The following is a 25,398-nucleotide window of genomic DNA, read 5'->3' on the forward strand; positions in this document are numbered from 1 at the left end:
CCCCTTCCCGCTGAAGCCTTTTCTGGGTACGCGGCACGGGCTTTTTAAAAAAGCCCCTTGAATTCAGCAGAAGAATTTTGCCGGATGCCATGCGTTTCAGGATACTTGCACCTTGTGTTGTGGGTGTCAAGCATGGGGAGGGGAAGGGCTTTTTAAAGGGAAGAGGTTTTTTTTTGAAAATCCGAAGGATTGACCCCGAATTCCTTTCTGAAGATCCGCGAGAAATGACTTAAGTTGGCGTAACCCACGCTGAAGGCGGCTTCCGTGACATTGCACTCTCCCTTCCGCATTTTTTCTGCGGCCTTCTGCAGACGGATATGGCTGAGGTATTCATAGGGAGTCTGCCCGTAAACTTCCTTGAATCCCTGGATGACCCGGTTGTGGTTGAGATCCGCAAGATCGGCAAGATCGAAGATGCCGGGCGGGTTCAGCAGATTGTTCTCCATGATTTCGGCCGCATAATGGATTTTTTCCACATAGGATTTCTCTTCCCGTTTTTTCTTTTCCTTTCCTGACTGCCGCTCCATGAGTCCTACCTGATAGGCGATGAGCTCCAGCGCCTTTGCTTCGTAAAAAATTTTTTTGGATGCAGGAACATGGCATCCCTGCATCAGGATTTCTGCCGCAAGCCGCATTTCCTTCGGGGTTTTGGAAGGCTTGCTGCGGTTGGTTTTGAGAGTCAGCCTGAAAAGGGCTTCAGGCTCCATTCCTGTGATTTCCGTGAGGGTGACCGGATCCAGCAGGAGGCTCAGCATTTTATAGGAGGTGTCCTTTTGCATGTGCTGGCGCATATCCAGATCAAATCCTCCTGTGAAGATATCGGAGGTTCCTGGAGTGATGTGGAGGGAGCGTTTTTTGAGAATGATGTGGGAAGAGCCGGAAAGGCAGACATAAAACCAGATTTTGTCCGGGATGGGCCAGCTCCCGGCGGATACGGCGACATTCTCTTTGTAGCAGAAATCATAGGTGCAGAAGGCAAGTCCCTTACGGATGGGGTTCATGCAGGCGGTTCCACGGCCGTAGGCGGGATTCATCTCCAGACTTTTGGGCCTGGAGAGATTGTCAAGAAAATCCATGTCCGAAGGGTCATAGATGTCCGTTATGGTGAGTTTTTTGAAATTGAGACCCATATTTTTGCCTCCCCCTTGGATGGGTAACCCGCCGTTCATGGAAAGAGTAATGCAGGGCTAGCTTTAAGAAAAAAAGTTCATCAAGTCAAAAGAAATTTTCAAGTCAGAATTGTGCCCTCTGCATGGGATTCAGGGATCAGGAAAAATAAAAAACAGTGCTCTGTTTGGGACAAGGGTTTTAATTTTTAAAAAATAAGGAGGAGGCGAAAAGTATAGGGAAAAGGGGATGGGAGGGGAGGGCTGAAAGAACTCAGGTGTGCGAGAAAAGTTTCTTGACAATACAGTTAATCAGCTTTACCGTACGAAGCATGGAAACGAAAGATGAACTTATAAAAGGCACCATACGTCAGTTGCTGAGAGTCAGCAAAAAGTACGCCCGCATTGAAGGGCTTCCCATTCCTGTGCGTGGAGATGTCTCCATTACAACTGCTGAGGCCCATACCATACAGATCGTTGGTGAGGGAGAGCAGGTCCGGGTTCTTGATCTTGCTACGCAGTTTGGCATCAGTAAAAGCGCGGCTTCCCAGATGGTCGCAAGATTGATCAAAAAGGGTTTTGTCGAAAAGCAGCAGTCCATCCATAACAGCAAGGAATTCCCATTGTCCCTGACAGAATTGGGATGGGAGGCCTTCCGTGCCCATGAGCAGTTCCATGGAAAGGATTTTGCCGCACTGGTAAACCGCCTGAGCGCCTTCTCCCTGCCTCAGATCGCCACGCTTTCCGTCATGCTGGAAACCATCGGCAGCGTTATGGACGAAAGGCTCTCGGAAAAGCAGGAATGAGGGACGTATAAAAAGTCTTCGTATGATCAGGGCTCACAGCGGCATCGGGAGCGAGCCCGAAGAATGTCACCCCTTTGTGCATCCGGCGCGGGTATGCCGCGTTTTTGCCTGACCCAGAGGTATTTTTTTTCTTTTGACGGTTAAGTGTATTAACTATTTATGGAGTCCCCCATGGCCAGCCTGAAAAATGTTCTCATTGATTTTGCCATCCGACGCCACAGGTTTGTGGCCATCGGCATCCTGCTGTTCACCCTCTGCACGGGTTCATTTTTTCCATGGATCACCATGGATACTGACCCTGAAAACATGCTTGAAAAAACCGAACCGGTACGTGTCTTCCACAATTGGAGCAAAAAAGAGTTTGACCTGAACGACACCATCGTTGTTGGGGTCATCAAGGAGGAGGATCCGGATGGAGTCTTCAATCCGGAAACACTGGGGCGGGTCCATGAGCTGACTGAATATGCCCGAACCCTCCGGTGGGAGGATCCGATGCGTCCCGGTAAATTTTCCGGAGTCATAGAGGCCAGCATGATTGCACCCTCCATGGTTGACCACTTGAGCCAGCATGAGCCCGGAATCCTCCGGTTCGACTGGCTCATGCCCCGCCCGCCGGAAACAAGGGAAGAGGCCCGGGCAATCCGGGACAAGGCCTTGTCCAATCCTATTCTGAAGGGCCAGATGGTATCGGAAGACGGCAAAGCCCTCTGTCTCTACCTGCCCCTGACAGATAAGATGCTGAGTTACCGGGTATTTGGGAAACTGCAGGAAAAGATCCGGGAGCTCGGCGGTGATGAGACCTACCACATCGCCGGACTTCCCGTTGCCGAAAGTGCCATTGGCGTGGAGATGTTTAAGCAGATGACCTTTGCGGCTCCCCTCACCATGGCGGCGATATGCGGCCTTCTCCTGCTGTTTTTCCGCAAATGGGTCTTGGTTCTTCTTCCCATGATTGTAGCTACCGTAGCTGTTGTCGGAGCCCTTGGGCTCATGATCGCCTTCGGGCACCCTGTGCACATCCTCAGCTCCATGCTGCCCATTTTCCTCATGCCCATTGCCATATGCGACACCGTTCATATTCTCTCGGATTTTTTTGAGTCCTACACCCGGGAAAAGGGCCGCATGCAGACCATCCGGGAAGTGATGCAGGCCCTCTTCGCGCCCATCCTCTTCACATCCCTCACGACGGCTGCGGGCTTTCTCTCCTTTCTGACCACGGCCATTCCGCCTGCCAGGGTTTTCGGGGTTTTTGTGGCCGCAGGAGTGATGATCGCCTGGCTCGCCACCCTGCTGCTCGTGCCCGCCTATGTGATGATGATCCCGGAGCGTACCCTTACACATTTCGGAAAAGCCGCCCTGCGCAAGGGACGGCTCACAGGACTCGAAACCCTGCTGCAGCACACGGGCAGAGTGACGGTGAACCACGCCAGAGCCGTTCTCTGTTTGATTCCGCTGCTGATTCTGATGGCAGCCTGGGGAATATCCCGCATCAACATCAACGACAACTATGCCAAACGGTTCAGCACAGACCATTCCATCCGCAGGGCAGACGATGCAATCAACAGACATTTCGGCGGAACCTACACGGCTTATCTCATTCTTGAAGGCGCGGATGCCACCCCCCTGTCCGTAGAAGATATCCATGAACTGGAAGAAGACCTCGTTCGTCTTGTCGGGGAAACGGAAAGCAGCAGGGGCTCGGCAGCCGTACTTCATTCGGATATTCGGAGCAGGTTTTCGGATTTTGCAAAGGGCCCCGGTACCCGCGAGGCTTTCATGGACAGAGCGCTCCAGTATGTCGAGGAAAAAACACAAGAGGCCACGGATGAGGAGTTTCAGGTGCTTGAGGAGGTGAGGCACTTTTTCGGTACGGAAAGGGAAAGGCTGAAGACCTTCAAGCAGCCCGCGGTGCTGGAATACCTGGCAGGCTTGCAGTCCCATGTGGAAAAGGCCGGTCTCGTGGGCAAGAGTACCTCCGTTGCCGACGTTGTCCGGAAGGTCAATCAGGAACTCATTGACGGAAAAGAGGAAAACTACCGTATTCCGGAGAGATTTCAGGAAGTGTCGGAGTGCTACATGCAGTACCAGCAGAGCCACCGGCCCAAGGATCTCTGGCATCTGGTCACTCCTGACTTCATGCGCGCTGCCCTGTGGATGCAGTTTTCCACAGGCGACAGCACGCAAACGGCCAGGGCCGTCAAAGCTGTTGAAGACTATATGCGGCTCCACAAACCACCCGTTGCCCTGTCCTGTAACTGGGCCGGCCTGCATTACGTCAACCTTGTCTTTCAGGACATCATGTTCTGGCAGATGCTGGCTTCCTTTGGTGGCACCCTGATCATCGTATTCATCATGATGACCTTCCTGTTCCGTTCTGCACTCTGGGCAGCGGCCTCCATGGTTCCCCTCATTCTGACCATCGCTGCCATTTACGGTCTCACGGGTATTGTGGGTAAGGACTATGACATGCCGGTTGCTGTTCTGAGCGCCATCACCATTGGCATTGGCATTGATTTTGCCGTCCACTTCATGCAGCGGAGCCGTCAGATTCACGGGAAGACCCGATCCTGGAGGGCATCCGTTCCCATGGTGTTTGGCGAGCCTGCGGTGGCGATTACACGAAATGTCCTTGTGGTGGCGCTGGGTTTTCTTCCCCTGATGGTGGCCCAGCTGATTCCCTACAGAACCACGGCGATTCTGCTTTTCGGCATCCTTTTTTCCTCCGGTCTCATTACCCTGCTGCTGCTGCCGGCCATGCTCACGGTTGGTGAAAAATGGTTTTTCCGCAGACAGGGTGAAATCCCGCAGACAAAAGAATTTCCCGCAAGAAAAGCCGCATAAAGCCAATCCGAAATAAAGGAGAAAAACCATGGCGACCATAGGCCGCAGTACAAGAAAACCCAGCATGAGATCATTTGTCTCGCTGACCCTGACCCTGTCCGGAATTGCCGTACTCCTCACAAGCCTCGTCCTTCTGATCGGACCACCCACCCATGTGGCCCACTTTTCAGCATGGCAATTTTCAGGCCTGAGCAAATGCCAGTGGAACGCGGTGCATGTCATGACCGGGCTTCTTTTTCTGCTCTTTTCCCTTTTCCACGTCTTCCTGAACTGGCGGCCGGTTCTTGCCTATTTCCGCTTTTCCGGATGGTCGCATGCCCGCTGGGCCACTCCCTTTCTCTTGTCCTGTCTGCTCACCCTGTATGTGGGAGTTGGCGCGCTGACCGGTCTTCCGCCCATGCAGCAGCTTATCTCCTGGTTGCGGGTAAGCAAAACGGAATATGTCAGGATGTATGGCGTACCGCCCTATGGCGTTGCGGAAAACGCATCCCTCCGAAGCATTGCCGGATACATGGGGTGGAACCTTGATGTCTGTCTGGAAAACATGAAAAAAAACGGTGTGTCATTGAACTCGGTACATCAGTCTTTCCGGGAAGTTGCAGAAGAGAACGGCATATCAGCAGAAGCACTCGTGGAGAGCATGAGAAATCCGGAAAGTGGGATGCAGAGGCAGGGCGGAGTCCACCCCGTTTTTTCCGGAGAACATTTCTTGCAGCAGACAGACCTGAGAACTGCGGGGACCCCATGAAAAAAGAAAATGGTCTCAGAGGTATTCCATGGGGACCTGTTGCGATCCTTATGATCATGCTGTTACCCACGCAGGGTGCTATCGCTGATTCGGATGTGGCGGCAATTCATGAAATTGGTGCCCTGACCGTTACCGCTCAGAAAAGGGAGGAAAGCGGGCAGCGTATTCCGGAAAGCCTCACCGTACTCAACGAAATGGGGCTGAGTGACGCAGGAATCACTGATATGTCCGGACTTTCAGCCCATATTCCCAACCTGGAATTTTATAATTTCGGCAGTCGGCGTCACAGCATGACCTTTATGCGCGGCATCAAAAGCCTCCATGTGGGCGAGCCTGCTACGGGGTATTACGTGGATGGGGTCAATTATTCAAAATCCTATATGTTTGATTTCCCTCTTTTTGATGTGGAGCGAATCGAGGTTCTGAGGGGCCCTCAGGGAACGCTCTACGGGCGCAATACCATGGCCGGTGTCATCAGCGTACACACCCGCAAGCCGGATAACGAGACCGGAGCCGCTCTCCACACCATGGTGGGAAGTGAGAATATAAAAGAGATCCGGGGACATGTACGTGCGCCACTGATTCAGGACAGGCTTTTCATCGGCCTTGCCGGTCTTTTTTCGGATCGTGACGGCTACATGGATAACACGGTTCCCGGCAGGGGTGATGATGGCCGTCACATGGAAGGCAGGGCAGGGCGGGCGAAACTCAGGTTTGTACCCACACCGGCTTGGGACATTACCCTTACGATGGAAGCTCAGAACCATGATGAGGGGGCCTTTCCATTTCGAAGGACAGAAAGAAATTCTTTTGTCACAAAAGGAGTCCTCCGCGCAGACAAACCATACCGTTACTCCCATGATTTTGCAGGATCTGCGGAAAACAGTCTCTGGGGTGTCTCCCTTAACGCGGTCTGTGATACGCCGCAGGTCCGCATCACTTCCATCAGCGCTTACTACGATTATGACGACAAAGAACGCATTGATTCGGATTTCAGTCCTTTGGACATGACGCAGATGGCATTGCGCCTGCGTGAGCAGACCTTCTCACAGGAGCTGCGTTTTGCCTCTCAGGAATCTGCGGGTTCCGTGGAATGGGTGGCGGGTGTAAGCGGTTTCAGGCTCAATAACCGGAGAACGACTACCACAGACTATCGACCGGGAATGGCAGGCCATCCCAATAATCCGTTCGGATTGGAAACGGGCTCCAGGCAGCTGGATGCGGATGGGATTGACGAGGGTGCCGCTTTGTTCGGGCAGATCACTTTTCCCCTGCAGAAAAGGATCCGGATGACCCTTGGGCTCCGCTATGAATATGAAAAAGCCGACATGAAGACAGTCCTCCGCGACGCACCCAGAAGCGGGCCAGCCGTGGAAAGCGGTACCGAGATGATGGATAACGATTTCAGTGCCATACTGCCAAAAATCAGCCTTTCCTGTCATCCGGTTCCGGAGCAGACTTTTTATCTCACCGTTTCCAGAGCCCATCGCAGCGGCGGGTTCAACACCTCTGCAACGGGCGGAAATCCCTATGATGAGGAATACAGCTGGGTTTACGAAACGGGTTCCAAGTCCCGTTTCCTTAACGGGCGGATCACCCTGAATCTCGCGGCATTTTATATGGATATCCGGGATGAACAGATCACCCTTTTTGATCCTTCGGAGAACAGGGCATACATCGAAAATGCAGGTCAGTCCCACAGGATGGGGGTTGAGGCGGAAATTCACTGGGAACCGGCCCGCGGCCTGCTGCTGATGGCGGCCGGTTCCGTTCTGGAGGCCCGGTATGACAGATATTCCGATCCTGTGGCCCAAACCGATTACAAGGGAAACAGGGTAATGGGCGTGCCGGATTATACTTTCAGTCTTGCTTCCCAGTACCGTTGTCCGCTCTGGGGGAAATGGGGTTTTTTCGGCAGGGCAGAGCTGGCCGGAACGGGAAACCGCTATTTTGACGATGCCAACACGGTAAAAGCCACACCCCATGCCCTTGTCAATCTACGGCTCGGCATAGAGGGCGATCATCTGGATCTGTATCTCTGGGCCCGAAATGTTTTTGATCGTCATTACATCCTGTTTGAGAATGTGAAAAATGGTGTTGCTGAGGATGGGGAGCCCTTGAGTTTCGGTGTTTCCCTTGCCTGTCGTTTCTGAAAGTAAAAAAAGGAGGTGGCGTATGAAAAGAAGGGGAGTCCTGACATGGGGGATGGCGGCATTGTTTTTCTGCGCAGCCGTCTGCCTGGCCGAATCCGGAGATCTCAGCGCGGAGGATATCGTCCGAAAAGCCAATCACATGAGCCTGTATCAGGGGGACGACTGCCGGGGCAGGGTCACCCTGACCATCACGGACAAGCAGGGAAGGGTCCGGAAAAGGGAGTTCAACATGCTTCGCAAGGATGCTGACGCATCGGACACGGACCAGAAGTATTTTGTGTTTTTCCATGAACCTGCAGATATCCGAAAAATGGTCTTCATTGTTCACAAACAGGTCTTCTCGGGAAAGGATGATGACAGATGGCTCTATATGCCCAATCTGGATCTGGTCAAGCGCATTGCGGCCAGTGACAAAGGGACAAGTTTTGTGGGTTCGGATTTTCTTTATGAAGACATTTCAGGCCGGAGTCCTTCCGAGGATATTCATGAACTGGTGGAGACGACGGAGAGCCATCATGTGCTCAAGAGCAGGCCTATTAAACCGGAAGCTGTTGAATTTGCATATTATGTTTCCCTTATCGACAAAAAGACCTTTCTTCCCTCTGACATTACCTATTTCAGAAGCGACGACAGGCCCTACCGCCGCATCCGGTCCATTCGTGTGGAGAGCGTGGAGGCTGATGAAAAGGGAGTACGGGTAGACTATCCGACGGTTACCCTGTCTTTTGCCGAGGACCTGGATACGGGGGGCAGAACAGAGATGGCATTTTCCCGTGTCCGCTACAATACCGGTCTGACGGAGGATCTTTTCTCGGAACGTTATCTGAGGAGGCCGCCCAAAGATGTTGTACGCTAGAACATGTCTGCGATTCTGGCGCAGGGTTCTGTTTGCGGTCATGCTGTGTTCCGGTCTGGCGCTTCAGGGTGGGGCTCAGGGTTTTTTTCCTGATCCTGAGCTTTTGCCCGGGATCGAGGCCCATGGATTTATCGAATCAAGGGCAGGAGTGCGGACGCAGAAGGATCCCTGTGAAAAGGATATCTCCGTCATGGAAATCCGTCTGCAGGGAGAGTTTTTCATGGACACGGACAGTGTTGAGTTCAAATACAAAGGAGATGTGTGGCATGACGGTGTGAAGGAGCAGAGGGAATATGACACCCGCGAAGCCTGGTTTTTTGCACGGCCTCTTGATTTTCTTGATGTCAAGATCGGTCGCCAGATTCTCACCTGGGGTACCGGAGACCTTGTTTTTCTCAATGACCTTTTCCCAAAGGACTGGCAGTCCTACTTCATCGGAAGGGACAGGGAGTATCTCAAAGCTCCGTCTGATGCGGCTAAAATCAGCCTGTTTTCGGAAATAGTCAATCTGGATCTGGTGTATACTCCAGTCTTTGACCCGGATCGCTACATCACGGGTGCCTATGTTTCCTATTGGAACGAAAGCCTGAAACGCCGGGCGGGTCAGGATGCCCCGGTCATCGCTCACACACCGGATTGCTGGTTTCAGGATGACGAACTTGCCATCCGCCTATACCGGAATATGGGCAGCCATGAGCTGGCTTTCTATGGTTACCGGGGCTTCTGGAAGAGCCCGGGCGGAAAATCCCTCACCGGAACGGCTTCCTTTCCTGAATTGAATGTGTATGGGGCGAGTATCCGGGGGCCGGTGGGGTCTGGTATCGCTAATCTGGAAGCGGCTTTCTATCAGTCTGCAGATGACAAAAAGGGTTCGGATCCCGGAATTCGCAATTCTGAAATGCGCTATCTGGTTGGCTATACCCAGGACATGGCCAGAGACCTCAACTTCAGCCTGCAGTACTACATGGAACAGATGCTGGATTACAGTCGTTACAGGGCAAATCTGTCCGATGGTCCCTTCCGTGACCGCCTGAGGCAGGTGATTACCCTTCAGGTAACGAGTCTTCTGATGGACCAGAAGCTGGAATTGTCTCTGTCTTCCTGTTATTCCCCCGGTGATCAGGACGCTTTTTTTCGATACACCATGCGCCATACCTGCACGGACAGGATCATGCTTGAAGCCGGTACCCATATTTTTGTGGGCGAAAAATCACATACCTTTTTTGGCCAGTTTGAGAAAAACACCAGTATTTATTCCGCCATTCGATACAGCTTTTAATCGGATCACCCGCCTGATTCAACCATAGATTCCTGTGCCCATGGTCTGCCCTTGGATTTAGGCTCTTTGCTGACGGTCAGATCCTGTCGAATATCTTCTCCCATGAAGTCGCAGGGGCAGGCGCAATGCCTGCCCCTGTTGATACTTTGCGGATTCCAATCCGAAGTGCGGAAGGCCAGCCCCCTTTGCGGCGTAATCCACCGTTCATGGAAAAAGTAATGAAGGGCTAGCTTTGATAAAAAAAGTTCACTAAGTCAAAAGAAATTTTAGATTCAAAAGTGTGGCCTTTGAGAGGATTCAGGGATCAGGAAAAATAAAAAAACAAGGCCCTGTTTCGGACAAGGGCTTTAATTTTTTTAAAAAATGAGAGAGAGGCGAAAAATATGGAGCAACAGAGGGGACTGAAGGTCAGGGGACTGAAAAAAACCTACAGCAATGGGGTCAGTGCTTTAAACGGGGTGGATCTGGATGTGGGGCCGGGACTCTACGGACTCTTAGGCCCCAATGGCGCTGGCAAGAGTACCCTCATGCGGACCCTTGCCACCCTGCAGGCACCGGATGGGGGCAGCATAGATCTGGACGGGGTGGATGTACTGGCAAGTCCCCAGCATCTGCGGCAGCGTTTAGGTTATCTGCCCCAGCACATCGGAGCCTACCCCGGAGTAAAGGGCAGGGATCTTCTGGAGCGCTTTGCCTGGCTCAAAGGGCGGACGGACCGGGCCATCCGTAAAAGGGAAGTGGGGCTGCTTCTGGAACGGGTGAATCTCAGCGATGCGGCGGACCGGGCCGTATCCACCTATTCCGGCGGGATGCTGCGCCGTTTTGGTATTGCCATGGCGCTCATCGGATCTCCACGGCTTGTCATTGTGGATGAACCCACCGCCGGACTTGATCCTGCAGAGCGCAATCGCTTCCACAGGGTGCTGGCGGATGTGGCGGCGGATGCGGTGGTTCTGCTCTCCACCCACATTGTGGAGGATGTGGAAAGCCTCTGTGGTCGGCTGGCCATTCTCGCCGAAGGCCGCATTCTGGCCGAAGGACCGCCTGCAGAGCTTCGGGCTTCCATGGAGGGTCGTCTCTGGTCAAAGGTTGTGCCCCGCGGGGAAAGCCAGCCCAGGGCCCTGCACCTTTCGGCCGTGCCCGAAGGTGTTCTGGCTGTGGTGCTGGCGGAAAAGCCGCCGCAGGGGTTTCAGCCCCACAGACCCAGACTTGAGGATGTGTACCATGGGGCCCTTGCCGGAGCCGGGGTAGAGGAGGCCGGAGAATGAGGTTTTTTCTGAAGGAAGCCTGGCAGGAGTTTCGCCATGGGCTGGGAAGCGGGGTTGTGGGGCTGATTTTTCTGGTTCTGGTGGCCTACCTTCTGCTGGTTCTCTGCAACGCCGATTATCTGCGGGACATGGGCGCTGTGGATGTTCCCCGCAATGCGCCCGCACTGGTCTATCTCATGTCTTCGGGCATGTCCTTTTTTTTGTTTTTTGCCTGGGCCTGGGTTTTTGCCCAGCCGGTGCTCCGGGACAGAAGTGTGGGGCTGCATGAAGTGGTGCTGGCCTGTCCCGTTTCCCTGAGACAACTCCTTGCCGCCCGCTTTGTGGGAGCCTTTTTCGTGGCTGTGCTCCTTGGGAGTTCCCAGATTGTGGGCTTTTATGTGGCTCCGGTGCTGGAATGGGTCGGTGCCGTGCCTGCGGGTTCCTTTGCGCCTGCCCCCTGGCTGGCCTTTGGCTGGGGCATGCTGCTTTTCATCATTCCCCTTTCCCTCGGTTCCGGAGCCCTCTATTTCATGGCCGCCATCCGCAGCCGGGGGCTTGGCGGACCCTTTGCCGTGGCCGCCGCCCTCATGGGATTCTGGATGGTTTCCATGATCATCCTGAAGGACGGAAACATGGATCCCTTTTATTTTTCCCTGCTGGATCCTTCGGGCTATGCGGAGACGGAACATCAGGTAATGGATCACTGGACTCCCCATGAAAAAAGCACGGCCCTTCTGGCCCTGACTCCGGCGTTGATCTGGAACCGCATCCTGTGGTGCGGTATTCCGCCCCTGTTTCTGGCCCTTGTCATTCTGCTGGCAAGGCGGGAGTGGCTGGTGCTGGACAGAAGTCCTGAAAAACGGCTTCGGCACAAAGGCCCTTTTTCCGTGGATTCTCCGGGAGCGGAAGTTCCCGGCCCCGTTGATCATCCCTTCTGGCTGCGGGCCGCAGGCAGCGAGGCCTTATGGCAGATGAAAGAGGTGCTGACCCGAAAATGGCTCTGGATTGCCATGATTTTTCTGGTTCTTCTCGGTGTGGCAGGGGCCTTTGTCCATGGTGTCTACCATGATTACGGGCCCATGGCGCCCCGGCCCGAGCTGGTAACCCCTCTTCTTTCCACCATGTTTTATCTGATTATTGTGTTCATGCTGGCCGGTCTCACGGGCCTTGCCGCTAGAAGGGATGCCCAGGCCGGTATGGAGGAGATGCTGGATGCGGCCCCTTCTCCGGGATACGTGCGGTTTTCCGGCCGGATTCTGTCCATGGGTATGCTGACCCTCCTTCTGGCCATGGTGCCAGCCTGCGGAGGTATGCTCACCACCCTTTTCGTGGAACCCGGCAGCCTGAACCTTCTGCTTCCCTTTCTCCATCAGTTTTTCGTCATGGTTCCGGCCCTGCTGGAAATCGGCGCCATGACCCTTCTGCTCCATGCCCTCATTCTCCGGCCGGGGCCTGCCTATGCGGCTTCCATGCTGGCGGCCTTCATCATGATCATCAATCACGAGGCCCACCTTGTGACCTATCCGCCCTTTCAGATTGGTCTGCAGACTCCCATTGCCTTTTCCGGACTCACCGGGCTTGGTCCATGGATGGAAAAGCTTCTGATTTTTGGTTTTTTCAAGCTGTGTGTTGCGGCATTGCTCTTAAGTATGGCGGCCATGGTCCTCAAGCGGGGTACGGATACGGGATTTTTTGTGCGCTGGCTGCGGTTGAAAAAGGGTCTCCGGGCTCGTCCGGGCATGGTGGCCCTTGCCTCTGTTTGTGGTCTTCTGGCCTGCGGCATTCTGATGCATCAACGCTATGTGGTGGACGGAGGCTATGAAACCCTTGCGGAAACACTGGCCGGAGATGCGGCCTGGGAGACAATCTGGCTGGATCAGCAGGCCGCCTTTTCCCTGGAAGGGGGGCATGTGACCCTGAATGTGGACCCGGTGAAACGGGAAGTACATGGATGGTGGCGCATGGAAGGCTTTGTGTCGGAGAGCGGATTTTTGCACGCAGGCCTGCCCCATGGTCTGAATCTGACATCCGCACTGGTGCAGGGCCGGGAAGTGAAGCCCCGGATCCAAGAGGATCATATGGCCCTTGCACTGGAAAACTGCCCGGCTGAGGGATGCGAGGTTCTGCTGGGCTGGTCTGTTTCCCTGAGGGGCTGGGATGCGGATGGCGAGCCTCCCTGGCTTCTGCCCCATGCCTTCTGGCTGCATGGTCCGGATGTCATGCCCCGTCTTGGTTTGGATGCGGATCGTGTGCTGCGTACCCCAAAGGAGCGGGAACGCTTCGGGCTGAAGCCAGAGCCGGAGCTTCCGGCCTATGCGAGTACCTTTGCCAGTGGTGCTGCGGCTTTCGGAGGCCAGTGGAGCTTTGAGGTGAGGGTTGTGGATGGAGAGAGGGAAATCCATGTGGAAAAAGGCCGGATGGAGGGACTTCTGGATTTTGCCCATGTATGGGGACCCGGCCTCCGGGAAAGTCAGCATGGCAACCTGCGCATGTACCACGATGCCAGCCGCAGAGATACGGCCAGCTCCGTTGCCGCCGATGTGTTGGATATGCAGGCCTGTGTGGCCCGCCGAACAGGTCGGAGCCCGGAGATCCGTCACATTGCCCAGTGGCCGAGGAATCTGGGGGAAACCCGTGTGGCGGGCAACTGGCTGATCCTCACCGAAGATCCCCACTGGGATGTGAAGGATAGGGGAACGGGCCGTTGGCTGAGGCGTTCGGCCATTGCAAAGGCCATGGTCCAGCGTGTGCTGCGGGACGGATCGGACCTGAGGGAAGGGGAGGGGGCTTTGTGGCTGGAAGCGGGTCTGCCCGGAGCCATGGGCATATGGTGTGTGGCCGAAACCGATGGCATGGAGGCCTTTTCTGCCCTTCTCTCCCATGGTTCGGATCAGGTGGCCCGCCGCCTTGCGGGCAGTACCGTTCCCGTGACCACCCTGAAGCTGGCCTTGAAGGAGGGTGGCTGGGCGGAAGACTATGCTCCGCTGGCGGCATTGGACTGGACCGGACGACAGACGGCACAAAGCCTTGCTTCTCTGATGGAAGACCTGAAAAAGGATACACCCCTTGCCGTACTGAAAGCCCATGCGGGAGCGGAGATGGCCGCTGCCATGCTGGGAGAGCCCAGATCTGCGGACATACGGGTGACGGGCGGAGAAGAAACCCCGCAGGTGATCGGTGAACACTGGCTCTGGGAAAGGGGCGGCTGGGTGAGTGTGGAAGCCCCTCTCCGTGTGCTGGGCTATGCCATGGAACCGGGCAGGGTGATGGGAGAGAAGGACACGCCGGGTGGCAATCCGGGGAAAACCAGCACTTTTTATCTGGATGCCTGGCCTTCCTACGAAAGGGTGCCTGCGGACAACCTCTGGTCCTTCAGGCCCTGATGCCAGGGGCAAGTGGAAAAGATGACAAAGAAGGGTTGGGCCGGTTTTTTGGACCCGGAATCAGCCTGATGACGAAAAATGTGTTTTACACGCAGTAGGCAAGGAGATTCTTTATGTTTTTTAAGAGATTTACCCGCTTGCGGAATTTTAAGGCGCTTTATCCGGAAAAAGGGGGCGTTTCTGGCCTTGTCCTTTTCGCCTTCCTGCTTACGCCCTTTACTCCCGGAGCTGCACTTGCGGAAGTCCGTTCTCCGGAGGAAGAAAAAAGGGCTGTGTTCATGGAGAGTGTCACCGTAACGGCCAACAAAGTGGAAGAAAATATAACGGATGTGCCCCAGAGTATTTCGGTGATCGATGCCTTCACCATTGAGGAAAGAAGTATGCGGAACATCGGGGATGCCATTTCCCTTATTCCCAACATGAGCGTGAACCCTTCCCATGGCAGGCAGGTGAATATCCGGGGCCTCAATTCCTCCATATTCACCAACAATAACCCTGTGGTGCTCTACATGGATGGCATTCCCCAGACCGGGCGCTACGGTTTTGATGCTTCCCTTGCCAATGTGGAGCGCATCGAGGTGCTGCGGGGACCCCAGGGCACTTTGTATGGAAAGGATGCCATTGGCGGGATCATCAATGTGGTGACCCGGGAGCCGGGGGATACCTGGCAGGGCAGTGTGGGGGCGGAGTACGGAAGCTGGAATTTCATGCAGGCAAGTATGAACGTGAACGGGCCTGTGAAGAAGGATCTTCTGTACATGGGCCTCAATGGTGTTTTCCAGAAGGATGATGGATGGATTAAAAACATCCACCCCGGAATGGAAAAGGAGGCCAATGGCAAAGACAGCCGGAAACTCGGTGCCTATCTCCTGTACAAGCCCACGGATCGTCTCCGCATGCGTCTGACCGTGAATGACGAGGAGGAGAACAAGGATTGGCGGAGCGGTTACGGGCTTCCCAGTGGCTCTCCCTTTTCCGCTGTAAGACGAAAGGATGCGGAACATGTGGATTTTGATGTGAAAAGTTTTGATAATACAGAAAGCCAGTCCCAGGGTCTGAACCTTGCCTATGCCTTTGACCGCATGGAGCTGACCTCCGTCACCACCCGCAGAAAGGTGATCCAGAAAGGTGATTATGACGGGGATTTTGCCAATCAGGCCCTTTATGCGGGGTTGAAGCAGTTCAGCAATATGGAGCATGAAAGCTGGACCCAGGAAATTCGTCTTGCAAGCAGCAACCAGGAAGGCATTCGCTGGGTGGGCGGGATTTACCTGGATCGGGATACGCTGGATTATGGACCCTATGGTCAGCAGTTTCCTAATTTTGATCCGGTGAGCATGCAGTTTCTGGGTAATTTTGAGATGAACGCTGTGTCTGCGACGGATAGCGAGACCCGCGCCATTTTCGGTCAGGTGATGGTGCCTCTGGGAAAAAGAATGGAAATGACCCTGGGCGGCAGATACCAGAGCATTGAGAAAAAGATGGATCTCGACATGTACTATCTTCCCGTGGGGGGCTCGGGTCCGCCCTTTTATGTTCTCCACACGAAAAAAAACTGGGATGTTTTCCTGCCCAAGGCGGCCTTTGCCTATAAAATTAACGAAGACTGGACGGCCTACGCCTCCTGGTCCAGGGGATATATGCCCGGCGGTTTCAACAATTTTGCCATGGGAGGCGAGGAAAAGGACAACCGCTTCGATCCCCAGCAGTCCACCAACTACGAAGTCGGCCTGAAGGCGGCCTTGCAGAAACTGCATTTTTCGGCAGTTCTCTTCCACATGGAGATCGAGGATATCCATGTCTATAAAGGGGTTGGCAATATGTACCTGACCTCCAACGCTAAAAAAGCCCACTCGCAAGGCGCTGAGCTGGAGGCCGTATGGATGCCCACGGACAGCCTGGAGATCAGTACGGCTCTGGGGATTGTGGATGCAGAGTACGATGATTACGACGCGGGAAGTGTGAAGTTTGACGGGAAAAACATTGAGCATACCCCCTCCCACACGGCCCGTCTGGGCGTGGCCTACTATCATCCAGGTGGTTTTTATTCCCGGTTTGATGCCAAAAATCAGGGTGCCATCCACTTTTATGACGATGTGAATAAGGATTTTGTGAAGCAGGATGCCTTCACCCTGGTGGATATGCGCCTGGGTTATCGTTTCAAAAACTGGGATGTGTACGTCTACGGAAAGAACCTGACGGATGAGGAGTATGTGACAAACTTCATGTGCAATTCCCTGGTGTCCCTTGCGGATTTCGGAGACCCGAGAACCTTCGGCATGGGAGTCCGCTACACCTTCTGATGCCCTTCCCGCCGTTTTCTTGGGAAAAGGAAAACGGCGGGAGATCCGGGGCTGGCCGGATGGTGTCTGTGACCAGCTCTCAAGGAAAAAACATATGGAAAATGTCCGTTCCACGGGTTTTTCCCGTCTCATGGAAATCGCAGGAGCCCGCAGGGGACTTCTCATGGTTTCAGGGATTTTTGCCGTGCTGAGTTCCATTCTGGCCCTTGCGCCCTATGGTCTGATCTATCTTGTGATGGTGCGGCTTCTGGAGGAAGGAAGCAGCCGTGCCGCACCTTATGTGTTTGGCCTCGGGCTGTTTGCTCTGGGGGCCGTTTTTCTGCGGTATCTCTTTCTTTTTGTGGCCATCATGTTTTCCCATGTGGCCGCCTTCGGCATTCTCTATGATTTGAGAGCCACCCTGACCCGCCATCTGGGCCGTCTGCCCATGGGCTGCTTCACAGGGGGCGAGACGGGAAAAATCAAAAAGATTCTTTTTGAGGATGTGGAGGAAATCGAGGTCTTTATTGCCCACCACATTCCGGACATGGTGGCTGCCGTGGCTCTTCCTGTCCTGACCCTTGGCTTTCTTTTCACCGTGGACTGGCGTATGGCCCTTGTCTCCCTTATGCCTTTGCCCATCGCCTTTGCCATGCAGCGCAGGGCCTTTGGCGGAGATCAGGCGGCTGTGTGGCGCAGGGACTACCATGACGCTCTGGAAACCATGAACAGCACCATCGTGGAATATGTGAGGGCCATGCCCGTGGTGAAAATCTTCAATCAGTCCGCCCATTCCTTTGCCCGTCTGCGGGAGGCTACCCTGGCTTATACGGATTTTATCCGCAGGATTACCCGTATTCAGGCCCCGCCATGGGCGGCTTTTGTGGTTATCACTTCCTCGTCTCTTTTTTTCATTCTCCCCGCTGGCCTGTGGCTGCACCTTGAAGGCAGACTTTCCCTTTCCGTCTTCTTTCTTTTTCTCATGATGGGGCCGGGCTGCATGACCCCCCTTTTCCGGCTGGCCATGCTGGGGGCCCAGATGGGTCACATTCTGGAAGGGATGAACCGCATGGATGCCATTCTTCTCCAGCCGGAAATCCCTGAACCGCAAAATCCCCTTTTTCCCCGCAGTGCGGCGATCCGTTTTGAGAATGTCACCTTTGCCTATGGACGCCGTCCTGTGCTGCAAGATTTTTCCCTGAGTCTGGAAGCAGGCGGGGTTTATGCCCTTGTGGGGCCCAGTGGAGCGGGAAAAACCACCATCGGCCAGCTCTTGCTCCGCATGTGGGATGTGGATTCCGGCAGAATTCTTCTGGGCGGGGTGGATATCCGGGAAATGCCAAGGGAAGCTCTGATGCGTCATGTGGGCTTTGTTTTTCAGGAGGTGTTCATGTTCAGCGACACCATTTATGAAAATATCCGCATGGGCATGGAAGGAGTCAGTGAGGCGGACATTCAAAGGGCAGCAAGGGCGGCCCAGTGCATGGAGTTCATTGAGCGTCTGCCCAAGGGCTTTGAGACCCGCATCGGAGAAGGGGGCGAGGTGCACCTCAGCGGCGGGGAAAGGCAGCGGATTTCCCTTGCCCGCGTGTTTCTCAAAAACGCGCCCGTCCTTGTGCTGGATGAGGCCACGGCCTACGCGGACGCCCAGAATGAATCGAAAATTCAGGCGGCCTTTTCCGAAATTATGAAGGGAAAGACCGTGATTGTCATTGCTCACAGGCTTTCTTCCATCACGGATGCGGACAGGATTTTTGTGATCCGGGAGGGCAGACTTGCGGAAGCGGGCCTCCATGGAGAGCTTCTGGAAAAAAAGAGCCAGTATCATTCCATGTGGCAGGCCCATATTCAGGCCCAGGGCTGGGCGCTGCGTGCTTAAGGAGGTGGTGTCATGTTTGGTTCCGTTCGGGTGATTGCGGGCAGTTTCAGAAATCTTGGCGCAACGGTGTTGCTGAATGTCCTGCATTTTATACTGAAAGGTTTTCCCTTCGGGATGCTCATCCTTATACTCCATGAACTGCTGCGGCCGGAGGAGGAAATCCGTGGGATGTATCTTTTCTGGCTGGTGTTCATCATCGCTTGGGTGATGCTCATCAATGTGTTCCTTGCCATCCATGTGCATCTGCGGGCCTATGTCACGGCCTACGGTCTGGCCACTGAGGCGAGGCTTCGCCTTGCGGATCATCTGCGCGGGTTGTCTCTGGGATTTTTTAAAAAACGGGATCCCGGCGACATTTCTTCTCTCATGCTGCAGGATATGACCAAGGTGGAAACCCTGTTCAGTCATTTTTTCATGGATGCCATCGCCTGTGTGGTGCTGCCCCTTTTCATGGCCTCCTTCCTTGGGTTTGTGGACGGACGCATGACCCTTTTCATGCTGGTCTTTGTGCTGCTGGCCCTTCCGGCGCTCATGGCCGCGCAGAAGATCATCGGATATTTCGGAAAGCGGCATATGCAGACCCGCAATGCCGTGGCATCCCGCATGCTGGAGTATCTTCAGGGCATCCGGGTTCTCATGGCCTTCAATCAGACGGGAAAGAATTTTCTGCGGCTGGATGCCATGATGCAGCGGTTCCGCAAAGACAGCATCCGGCTGGAAGCCGCAGGCGGCGGGCCGGTGATGGTGTATTGCCTGATTCTGGAGGCAGGCTTTGTGGGGCTTCTGGTCCTGGGGGCCTTTCTCTATGGTGCCGGAGAGTTGGGGTTATCCGTGTTTCTCATCTTCCTTGTCATCGGGTACAAATTCTTTGAACCCTGGATCAACTTCGGCCTTTTTCTCTCGGAAATGCGCTACATGAACATTGCCGCCCGGAGAATTACGGAAGTCATGGACACCCCGCCCCTTCAGCAGCCGGAAAAACCCCTTTTTCCCGAAGGCAGGGACATCGTGTTTGAGAAGGTTGATTTTTCCTACGGGGAAAGAAGGGTGCTGCACGGGGTGAGCGCCCGGTTCGGGGCCGGAGAGGTGACGGCGCTGGTGGGACCATCGGGTGGCGGCAAGACCACGCTCACAAGCCTCATTGCCCGGTTCTGGGATGTGGGCGGAGGCAGGATCACCATTGGCGGTGCGGATATCCGGGACATCCCCGTGGAAAAACTCCATGCCCTTCTCAGTGTGGTATTTCAGGATGTTTACCTTTTTCAGGATACCCTCATGAACAATATTCGTGTGGGAAGGCGTTCGGCCACGGACGAAGAGGTGAGGGATGCGGCCCGTAAAGCCCGGTGTCACGATTTCATCATGGCGCTGGAAGAGGGCTATGACACCCTGGCGGGCGAGGGCGGAGCACGGCTTTCCGGTGGGGAAAGGCAGCGGATTTCCATCGCCAGGGCCCTGCTCAAGGATGCGCCCATCGTGCTGCTGGATGAGGCCACGGCTTCCCTTGACCCTGAAAACGAGCTCTGCATTCAGCAGGCCATTTCTGAGCTGGTGCGTTCCAAAACCCTCATTGTCATTGCCCATCGCCTGAAGACCATCTCCCAGGCGGACAGGATTTATGTGCTGAATAAAGGCCGTATCGTGGAAGAGGGCAGGCATGGGGATCTGCTGGAAGCGGACGGGCTCTATGCGGATCTCTGGAGGGAGCAGCAGCGTTCCGGCGGGTGGAAGCTCAAAGGGGGAAGTCTGGCCCTTGCCGGATAAGGGACTGGCGGCATGGGGCTGCTTCAGGACAGGAAAGGACATAAAAACTCACTCGCCGATTCACAGGAGAAGCGCCATGAAAAAAGCACTGCCCGTGCATGTTGCAGACAACCGTTATTTCAGCCTTCCCTTACTGCCTCTGCGCTGGGAAGTGATGAAAACGGCCCTTTCCCTTCACCTTTTTGATGTTCTTCAAACACCCCGGACCGGAGCAGAGGTGGCGGAGGCTTTGGCTTGCGATGCTGTGAACACGGAACTTCTTCTCAATGCCCTGGTCGCTATGGGACACCTCATGAAAGAAAAAGGAAAATTCCGGAATACGGAGGCCTCGGATCGTTTTTTGGCTGCCGGAAAGGAAACCAGTCTGGGGGAAGCCCTTCTGGGCTTTGATTCCTGGAATCTGGCCGTGTTGAATGGGGGCATGGAAAAGCTTGTGAAGGAAGGCCCTCCTCCCGGAAAGGGCGAAGCCATGGAAGATCCCCTGCTTTGGCAGGAGATGACCCGGAAAACCGTGAATTTTTGTCGCAGCGGCCGGGCCCAGCATATGGCCTCCCTTCTTGCGGGACTGCCCGGTTCCGAACGCTGGCGCAGGGCGCTGGATCTGGGAGCGGGAACCGGCCTTCTGGGGATTGCCCTTGCAGCCATGCATCCGGATCTTGAATGCCTGCTCCTTGACCGTCCTGCCGTGCTGGCGGTGGCAGTGGAAGTGATCCGGGAATACGGGATGGAAGAAAGGGTTGGCACCCTGGCCGCAGACTACATGAAAGACCCCATCGGCGGGGGGTATGACCTGATCATGGCAAGCTATGTCCTGAATTTTGCCGGAGAGGAGCTTGAGGGGGTTTTGAAAAAGTGCAGGGAAGCCCTGAATCCGGGAGGCTGTATGGTTATTTTTTCCGATACCCTGAGAAATGAACGGACGGCTCCCGGAGAAACGGTACTCGGCTGGCTGGCTGCGGCCCTGCAGGGACGGGATTTTGCCATGGAGGAGGATGCATTGCCGGAAGCCTTGCTGAAAGCGGGGTTTGATCGCGTCCGCAGCCGCACCCTGACCCATGTACCCATGGCCTCCCATGGGCCTGTGGATTTTCACCTTGCAAGGAGATGCTGAAAAACATGGGAGGGGGTTGAAGGAATGAATGACCCAAAGGCTTCTGTGGAGGCCTTTGGGTCATTGAGGGACAGGTAAGTACGCCCTGTTGTGGGGATATCTTTAAGTGGGGGCATAAACCCGTGTGCGTCCCATCAGAATTCTGGGACGGGCGACTTCCCTGAATCCTTTTGCAAGAGCAGCTTCGTGCTCCTTAGCGAAAACCTTTGCAGTTACGTGGAAGCAGGGTTCGGAAAGAAAGAAGTGACCGTCCGGTCTGATGAGGCTGCGGATTTCTTCCAGATGCGCATGAATGTCCGGCACTTCATGGAGCATCCAGAATGCATTGATGAAATTGTAGCTGCCGTCAACGCCAATACGGCCTGCCTGGCAGAGATGGGGATGGATGAAATCTGCCACCCCTTCTGCGGTTGCGCGGGAAAACATTCTTTGGAGCATTTCTGGCTGAAGATCGGCCGCGACGACAAGGCCGTTGTTCCCGATGATGCGCGCCATGGGGATGGCGGCGAACCCCCCACCGCAGCCGATATCCAGAACCCGCATGCCGGGGCGGATCCATGGCGCATAGATACGGTCTGGCTGGTGCAGCATGCGTCGGAGAGGGTTTTCCAGGTGAATGGCGTGTTTGTGGGAGCAGATATGGGGCATGGAATTCTCCTGTATTGAGTTTAGTTGCTAAACATAGATGACAAAAAAAACATAACTAGCTGTGGAGACATGAAAATTTAGCGATGACGCTCAGTCATTTCCTTCAGCATGAGGAAAAAGTCCTCAATCACCTGAAATTCGGAATCGCTCATATCTGCCAAGCGGTGGATGAGCGGAGTATCAATTGCTGCGTGGTGTCGTTCGTGTCCCTCAAAAGCCGATTTTCCCGCAGGAGTCAGCCAGATCTGGTATCTCCCGCCATCGGAGAGATCAGCGGTTTTGGTGATCAGTTCTTTGGCTTCAAGCTTTGCCAGTACCTGGGAAACGGCTCCCCGGGTGACAGCTGCCAGGGACGCGAGGGATGCCGGGTGTATGCCGGGGTTCTGTCCGATCCGCATGATCATGTGGATTTCCGAAGGATGGAGTGGAGGACTATCGCCGTAAACCCGCGCTTTGCGTTCGTTACGTTTGATGCCTTCGACCACCTGTAAGAAAAGGTTGATCAGATTGTGTGTACGCTGTATTCGATCATTCATGGCATAGCTGTATAGTAGCTAAACTAATGCTGTCAAGAATAAAATGAAGGTTGGATCCTGCGAGGATTTTCTGCTTCTTGACCGCTATGCTGAGGCCAACGCCTGACCCAGGATAAAAAATCCTTGACTTTAAGCGGCTTGCTTGATTGCATCCGCGACAGGATGATATCGCGGATTGGTTTGGTCGGTGGGGGGGCCTCTGGAGGGAGGTTATATGGCATCGGTCAGTGAACATTACGCAAATCATCTGGGATCTATTTATACATGGATGGCTGGAGGTGTTGAATCTGCTTTTAACCGAGGGGCTGCCGAAACAGAATCCTTTGACCCGCTCTTTCTGAACAAAAGCCTAGCGGTTGACCTTGGAGCAGGATTCGGGATGCATACCATCCCCTTGGCGCGTCGTGGGTTTTCCGTTGTGGCCATTGACACCTGCACCGAATTGCTTGAAGAACTGCGCCAGCATGCGGATACCCTTCCTATCCAGACAATCCCGGATGATTTTCTCGCATTTCGAAGATATGTAAGCACTGAAGCCCAAATTGTCCTGTGCATGGGCGATACTTTAACCCATCTCCCAGACACGGATTCTGTCCTGCAACTCCTGGCAGATGTGGCAGAATCCCTGATCATTGGCGGTCAGTTCATCCTCACTTTCCGTGACTACAGCCAGGCGCTTTCCGGTGATCAGCGTTTCATCTCCGTACGGAGTGATGGCAGCCGTATCCTGACGTGTTTTCTCGAATATGCTGAGGCACATGTCACCGTTCATGATATACTGCACGAACTTGATGCGTCCGGGTGGTGCCTGCGTGTGAGCAGTTACCAGAAGCTTCGCCTTGCACCCGACTGGGTTTGTGCCGCTCTTGAGTCAAGGGGGTTTTCTGTGCGGCGAGAACCTGGAATGGCTGGCATGGTCCGTCTGGTTTCTACACGTGTCAAATAAAGAAAGGAGGCCGCCCTTTTTTGGGACAGAGGTGAACCCGTGAATAAGATACTGATGAGTGCCTGTCTTCTGGGAGAAAAGGTCCGATACAATGGAGAGGCATTGTTTTTTTCGGATTCGATTGTCTCCCGGTGGATTTCTGAAGGGAGGGTGGTTCCCGTATGTCCTGAAGTGGGAGCTGGAATGTGTATTCCCCGAAAGCCTGCTGAAATTTTTGGCGGTGACGGTAGGGCCGTATTACGTGGAGTGGCCGTTGTTATTGAACGGGATGGAACTGACGTGACAGATTTCTTTGTGCGGGGTGCTCATATGGCTTTGAATCTCTGCCAAAAATTGAATATCAGATTCGCAGTTCTCACAGAATCCAGCCCGTCATGCGGAAGTACAACCATCTATGATGGGAGTTTTTCTGGCAAAAAAATCAGAGGGATGGGTGTTGTCGCCGCCTTGTTGACGGAACATGGCATCCAGGTGTTCAGTCAGCATTCGATACCGGATGCTGAGAGGCTCATCAGGAGGCAGATTTCTGAAAGTACCCCATAAAAGTCTCCCCGTCCTTGCGTCTTTTCCTTCCCGCCCTTACCTTCTCACAAGATTTTCAATCTGGCGCATGCGCCTGAATGTCCTTCATCAAAAATCAGGAGGCAGGGCTTATGGATACGGATCTTCTTTTTACCGAAATCACAACAGGCTCCCAGAAGCTGGCCAACCGCGTGGTCATGGCTCCCCTGACACGGAACCGGGCAGGGGCTGGCAATGTTCCCACGGATCTCAATGCCCTGTACTACGGTCAGCGGGCCACGGCGGGGCTGATCATCACGGAGGCTACCCAGATTTCTCCCCAGGGCGTGGGGTATCCGGCCACTCCGGGCATCCACAGTACAGAGCAGGTTCTTGGCTGGAAAAAGGTGACCCGGACGGTACACGAAAAAGGCGGCAGAATTTTTCTTCAGCTCTGGCATGTGGGCAGAATTTCTCATCCCAGTCTTCAGCCCGAAGGGGCCCTGCCCGTAGCGCCCTCCGCCATCCGGCCCGCGGGCGAGGCCTTTACCTACGAGGGGCTCAAACCTTTTGAAACTCCAAGGGCTCTGGAAATCCATGAGATTCAGGGCGTTGTGGACCAGTACGCAAGGGCTGCGGAACATGCCCTGGAAGCTGGTTTTGACGGGGTGGAAATCCATGCGGCCAACGGCTATCTCATCGACCAGTTTCTGCGGGACGGTACCAACAGGCGGCAGGATGCCTATGGCGGAGGACTCCGTCAGCGTCTGCGTTTTCTGGGCGAAGTGACCGAAGCGGTCACCGGTGTTCTGGGCTCCGGAAGGGTGGGAGTGAGGATTTCTCCGGAAAATACCTTCAACGATATTCAAGACAGCGATCCCCGGAAAACCTTCACGGCGGTGGCGGACCTGCTCAGACCCCATGGTCTTGCTTATCTCCATGTGGTGGAAGGCGATTTTGTGACGGGAAAGACCCTGCTCGACTACGGGGAGGTCCGCAGAGCTTTTGGCGGAACCTTTATGGTGAACGGCGGCTATACCCAGGAGAGGGCGGAAGCCGCCATCCGCACGGGAGCTGCGGATCTCGTGGCCTTTGGTTCCCTTTATATCGCAAACCCTGATCTTGTGGAGCGTTTCAGAAAAGGCGCTGCCCTGAACGCGCCGGATCCCGCGACTTATTATGGCGGTGATGCCAGAGGGTATACGGACTATCCCTTTTTAAGCTGATTCAGGCGCATGGATCTTCGTATGGTGATTTTTAAGGCCAGAGAATATTTCTCTGGCTTTTTTGTTGCCGTCTTTAAAAAAAATGG

The 25,398-nt window shown here is 54.5% G+C and carries 18 protein-coding genes; 15 read left to right on the forward strand and 3 right to left on the reverse strand.

Going from position 1 to position 25,398, the window contains the following annotated elements:
• Window positions 1-152 precede the first annotated feature (152 nt).
• Window positions 153-1,130 carry an AraC family transcriptional regulator gene (locus RBR60_RS06245; protein ID WP_320355027.1) on the reverse strand — a complete coding sequence of 326 codons (978 nt, stop codon included), beginning with the start codon at window positions 1,128-1,130 and terminating at the stop codon, window positions 153-155.
• A 272-nt stretch (window positions 1,131-1,402) separates the two neighbouring features.
• Here RBR60_RS06245 and RBR60_RS06250 point away from each other — a divergent pair, with 272 nt between their 5' ends.
• The 12 genes from RBR60_RS06250 (at window position 1,403) to RBR60_RS06305 (ending at window position 21,455) form a co-directional block, all read left to right on the forward strand.
• Window positions 1,403-1,912, forward strand: coding sequence for a MarR family winged helix-turn-helix transcriptional regulator (locus tag RBR60_RS06250; protein ID WP_320355028.1), 510 nt, complete (start codon window positions 1,403-1,405; stop codon window positions 1,910-1,912).
• Between the two features lie 171 nt (window positions 1,913-2,083).
• Window positions 2,084-4,753 carry an efflux RND transporter permease subunit gene (locus RBR60_RS06255; RefSeq protein ID WP_320355029.1) on the forward strand — a complete coding sequence of 890 codons (2,670 nt, stop codon included), beginning with the start codon at window positions 2,084-2,086 and terminating at the stop codon, window positions 4,751-4,753.
• A 64-nt stretch (window positions 4,754-4,817) separates the two neighbouring features.
• Window positions 4,818-5,501 (forward strand): DUF4405 domain-containing protein, encoded by a 684-nt coding sequence (locus RBR60_RS06260; RefSeq protein ID WP_320355030.1) that lies wholly within the window; start codon window positions 4,818-4,820, stop codon window positions 5,499-5,501.
• A gap of 50 nt (window positions 5,502-5,551) precedes the next feature.
• Window positions 5,552-7,654: a TonB-dependent receptor gene (locus tag RBR60_RS06265; RefSeq protein WP_320355031.1), complete on the forward strand. Its 2,103-nt coding sequence runs from the start codon at window positions 5,552-5,554 to the stop codon at window positions 7,652-7,654.
• Window positions 7,655-7,676: 22 nt separating this feature from the next.
• On the forward strand, window positions 7,677-8,510 hold the full coding sequence (locus RBR60_RS06270) for an outer membrane lipoprotein-sorting protein (RefSeq protein ID WP_320355032.1): 834 nt from the start codon (window positions 7,677-7,679) through the stop codon (window positions 8,508-8,510).
• Entirely contained in the window at window positions 8,497-9,789 is a 1,293-nt protein-coding gene (locus RBR60_RS06275) for a hypothetical protein (RefSeq protein ID WP_320355033.1), read from the forward strand. The genes RBR60_RS06270 and RBR60_RS06275 overlap by 14 nt, the downstream gene beginning before the upstream one ends.
• A 383-nt stretch (window positions 9,790-10,172) precedes the next feature.
• Window positions 10,173-11,057, forward strand: a complete 885-nt coding sequence (locus tag RBR60_RS06280; protein ID WP_320355034.1) for an ABC transporter ATP-binding protein — start codon at window positions 10,173-10,175, stop codon at window positions 11,055-11,057.
• The gene (locus RBR60_RS06285) at window positions 11,054-14,419 is read left to right on the forward strand and encodes a hypothetical protein (protein WP_320355035.1); all 3,366 of its coding nucleotides are present in this window, start codon (window positions 11,054-11,056) and stop codon (window positions 14,417-14,419) included. Before RBR60_RS06280 ends, RBR60_RS06285 begins: the two co-directional genes overlap by 4 nt.
• A gap of 113 nt (window positions 14,420-14,532) precedes the next feature.
• Window positions 14,533-16,722 carry a TonB-dependent siderophore receptor gene (locus RBR60_RS06290; RefSeq protein ID WP_320355036.1) on the forward strand — a complete coding sequence of 730 codons (2,190 nt, stop codon included), beginning with the start codon at window positions 14,533-14,535 and terminating at the stop codon, window positions 16,720-16,722.
• 94 nt (window positions 16,723-16,816) lie between these two features.
• Window positions 16,817-18,580 (forward strand): ABC transporter ATP-binding protein, encoded by a 1,764-nt coding sequence (locus RBR60_RS06295; RefSeq protein ID WP_320355037.1) that lies wholly within the window; start codon window positions 16,817-16,819, stop codon window positions 18,578-18,580.
• A gap of 12 nt (window positions 18,581-18,592) precedes the next feature.
• On the forward strand, window positions 18,593-20,344 hold the full coding sequence (locus tag RBR60_RS06300) for an ABC transporter ATP-binding protein (protein WP_320355038.1): 1,752 nt from the start codon (window positions 18,593-18,595) through the stop codon (window positions 20,342-20,344).
• 76 nt (window positions 20,345-20,420) lie between these two features.
• Window positions 20,421-21,455, forward strand: coding sequence for a methyltransferase (locus RBR60_RS06305; protein WP_320355039.1), 1,035 nt, complete (start codon window positions 20,421-20,423; stop codon window positions 21,453-21,455).
• 102 nt (window positions 21,456-21,557) lie between these two features.
• On the opposite strand, the gene RBR60_RS06310 is transcribed toward RBR60_RS06305, so the two are convergent.
• Together RBR60_RS06310 and RBR60_RS06315 are read right to left on the reverse strand one after the other, a co-directional pair.
• Window positions 21,558-22,103, reverse strand: coding sequence for a class I SAM-dependent methyltransferase (locus RBR60_RS06310; protein WP_320355040.1), 546 nt, complete (start codon window positions 22,101-22,103; stop codon window positions 21,558-21,560).
• Window positions 22,104-22,180: 77 nt separating this feature from the next.
• Window positions 22,181-22,639, reverse strand: a complete 459-nt coding sequence (locus RBR60_RS06315) for a MarR family winged helix-turn-helix transcriptional regulator (protein WP_320355041.1) — start codon at window positions 22,637-22,639, stop codon at window positions 22,181-22,183.
• A 214-nt stretch (window positions 22,640-22,853) separates the two neighbouring features.
• Between RBR60_RS06315 and RBR60_RS06320 the strand changes: the two genes are divergently transcribed.
• From RBR60_RS06320 to RBR60_RS06330, 3 genes are all read left to right on the forward strand, one after another.
• A complete protein-coding gene (locus RBR60_RS06320) occupies window positions 22,854-23,585 on the forward strand; it encodes a class I SAM-dependent methyltransferase (protein ID WP_320355042.1) in 732 nt (243 codons plus the stop codon).
• A 39-nt stretch (window positions 23,586-23,624) separates the two neighbouring features.
• On the forward strand, window positions 23,625-24,128 hold the full coding sequence (locus RBR60_RS06325; RefSeq protein ID WP_320355043.1) for a DUF523 domain-containing protein: 504 nt from the start codon (window positions 23,625-23,627) through the stop codon (window positions 24,126-24,128).
• A gap of 110 nt (window positions 24,129-24,238) precedes the next feature.
• Window positions 24,239-25,312 carry an alkene reductase gene (locus RBR60_RS06330; protein ID WP_320355044.1) on the forward strand — a complete coding sequence of 358 codons (1,074 nt, stop codon included), beginning with the start codon at window positions 24,239-24,241 and terminating at the stop codon, window positions 25,310-25,312.
• The last annotated feature ends 86 nt before the right edge of the window (window positions 25,313-25,398 follow it).

The organism is Desulfobotulus sp. (assembly GCF_034006065.1).
Classification (GTDB): Bacteria; Desulfobacterota; Desulfobacteria; order Desulfobacterales; family ASO4-4; genus Desulfobotulus.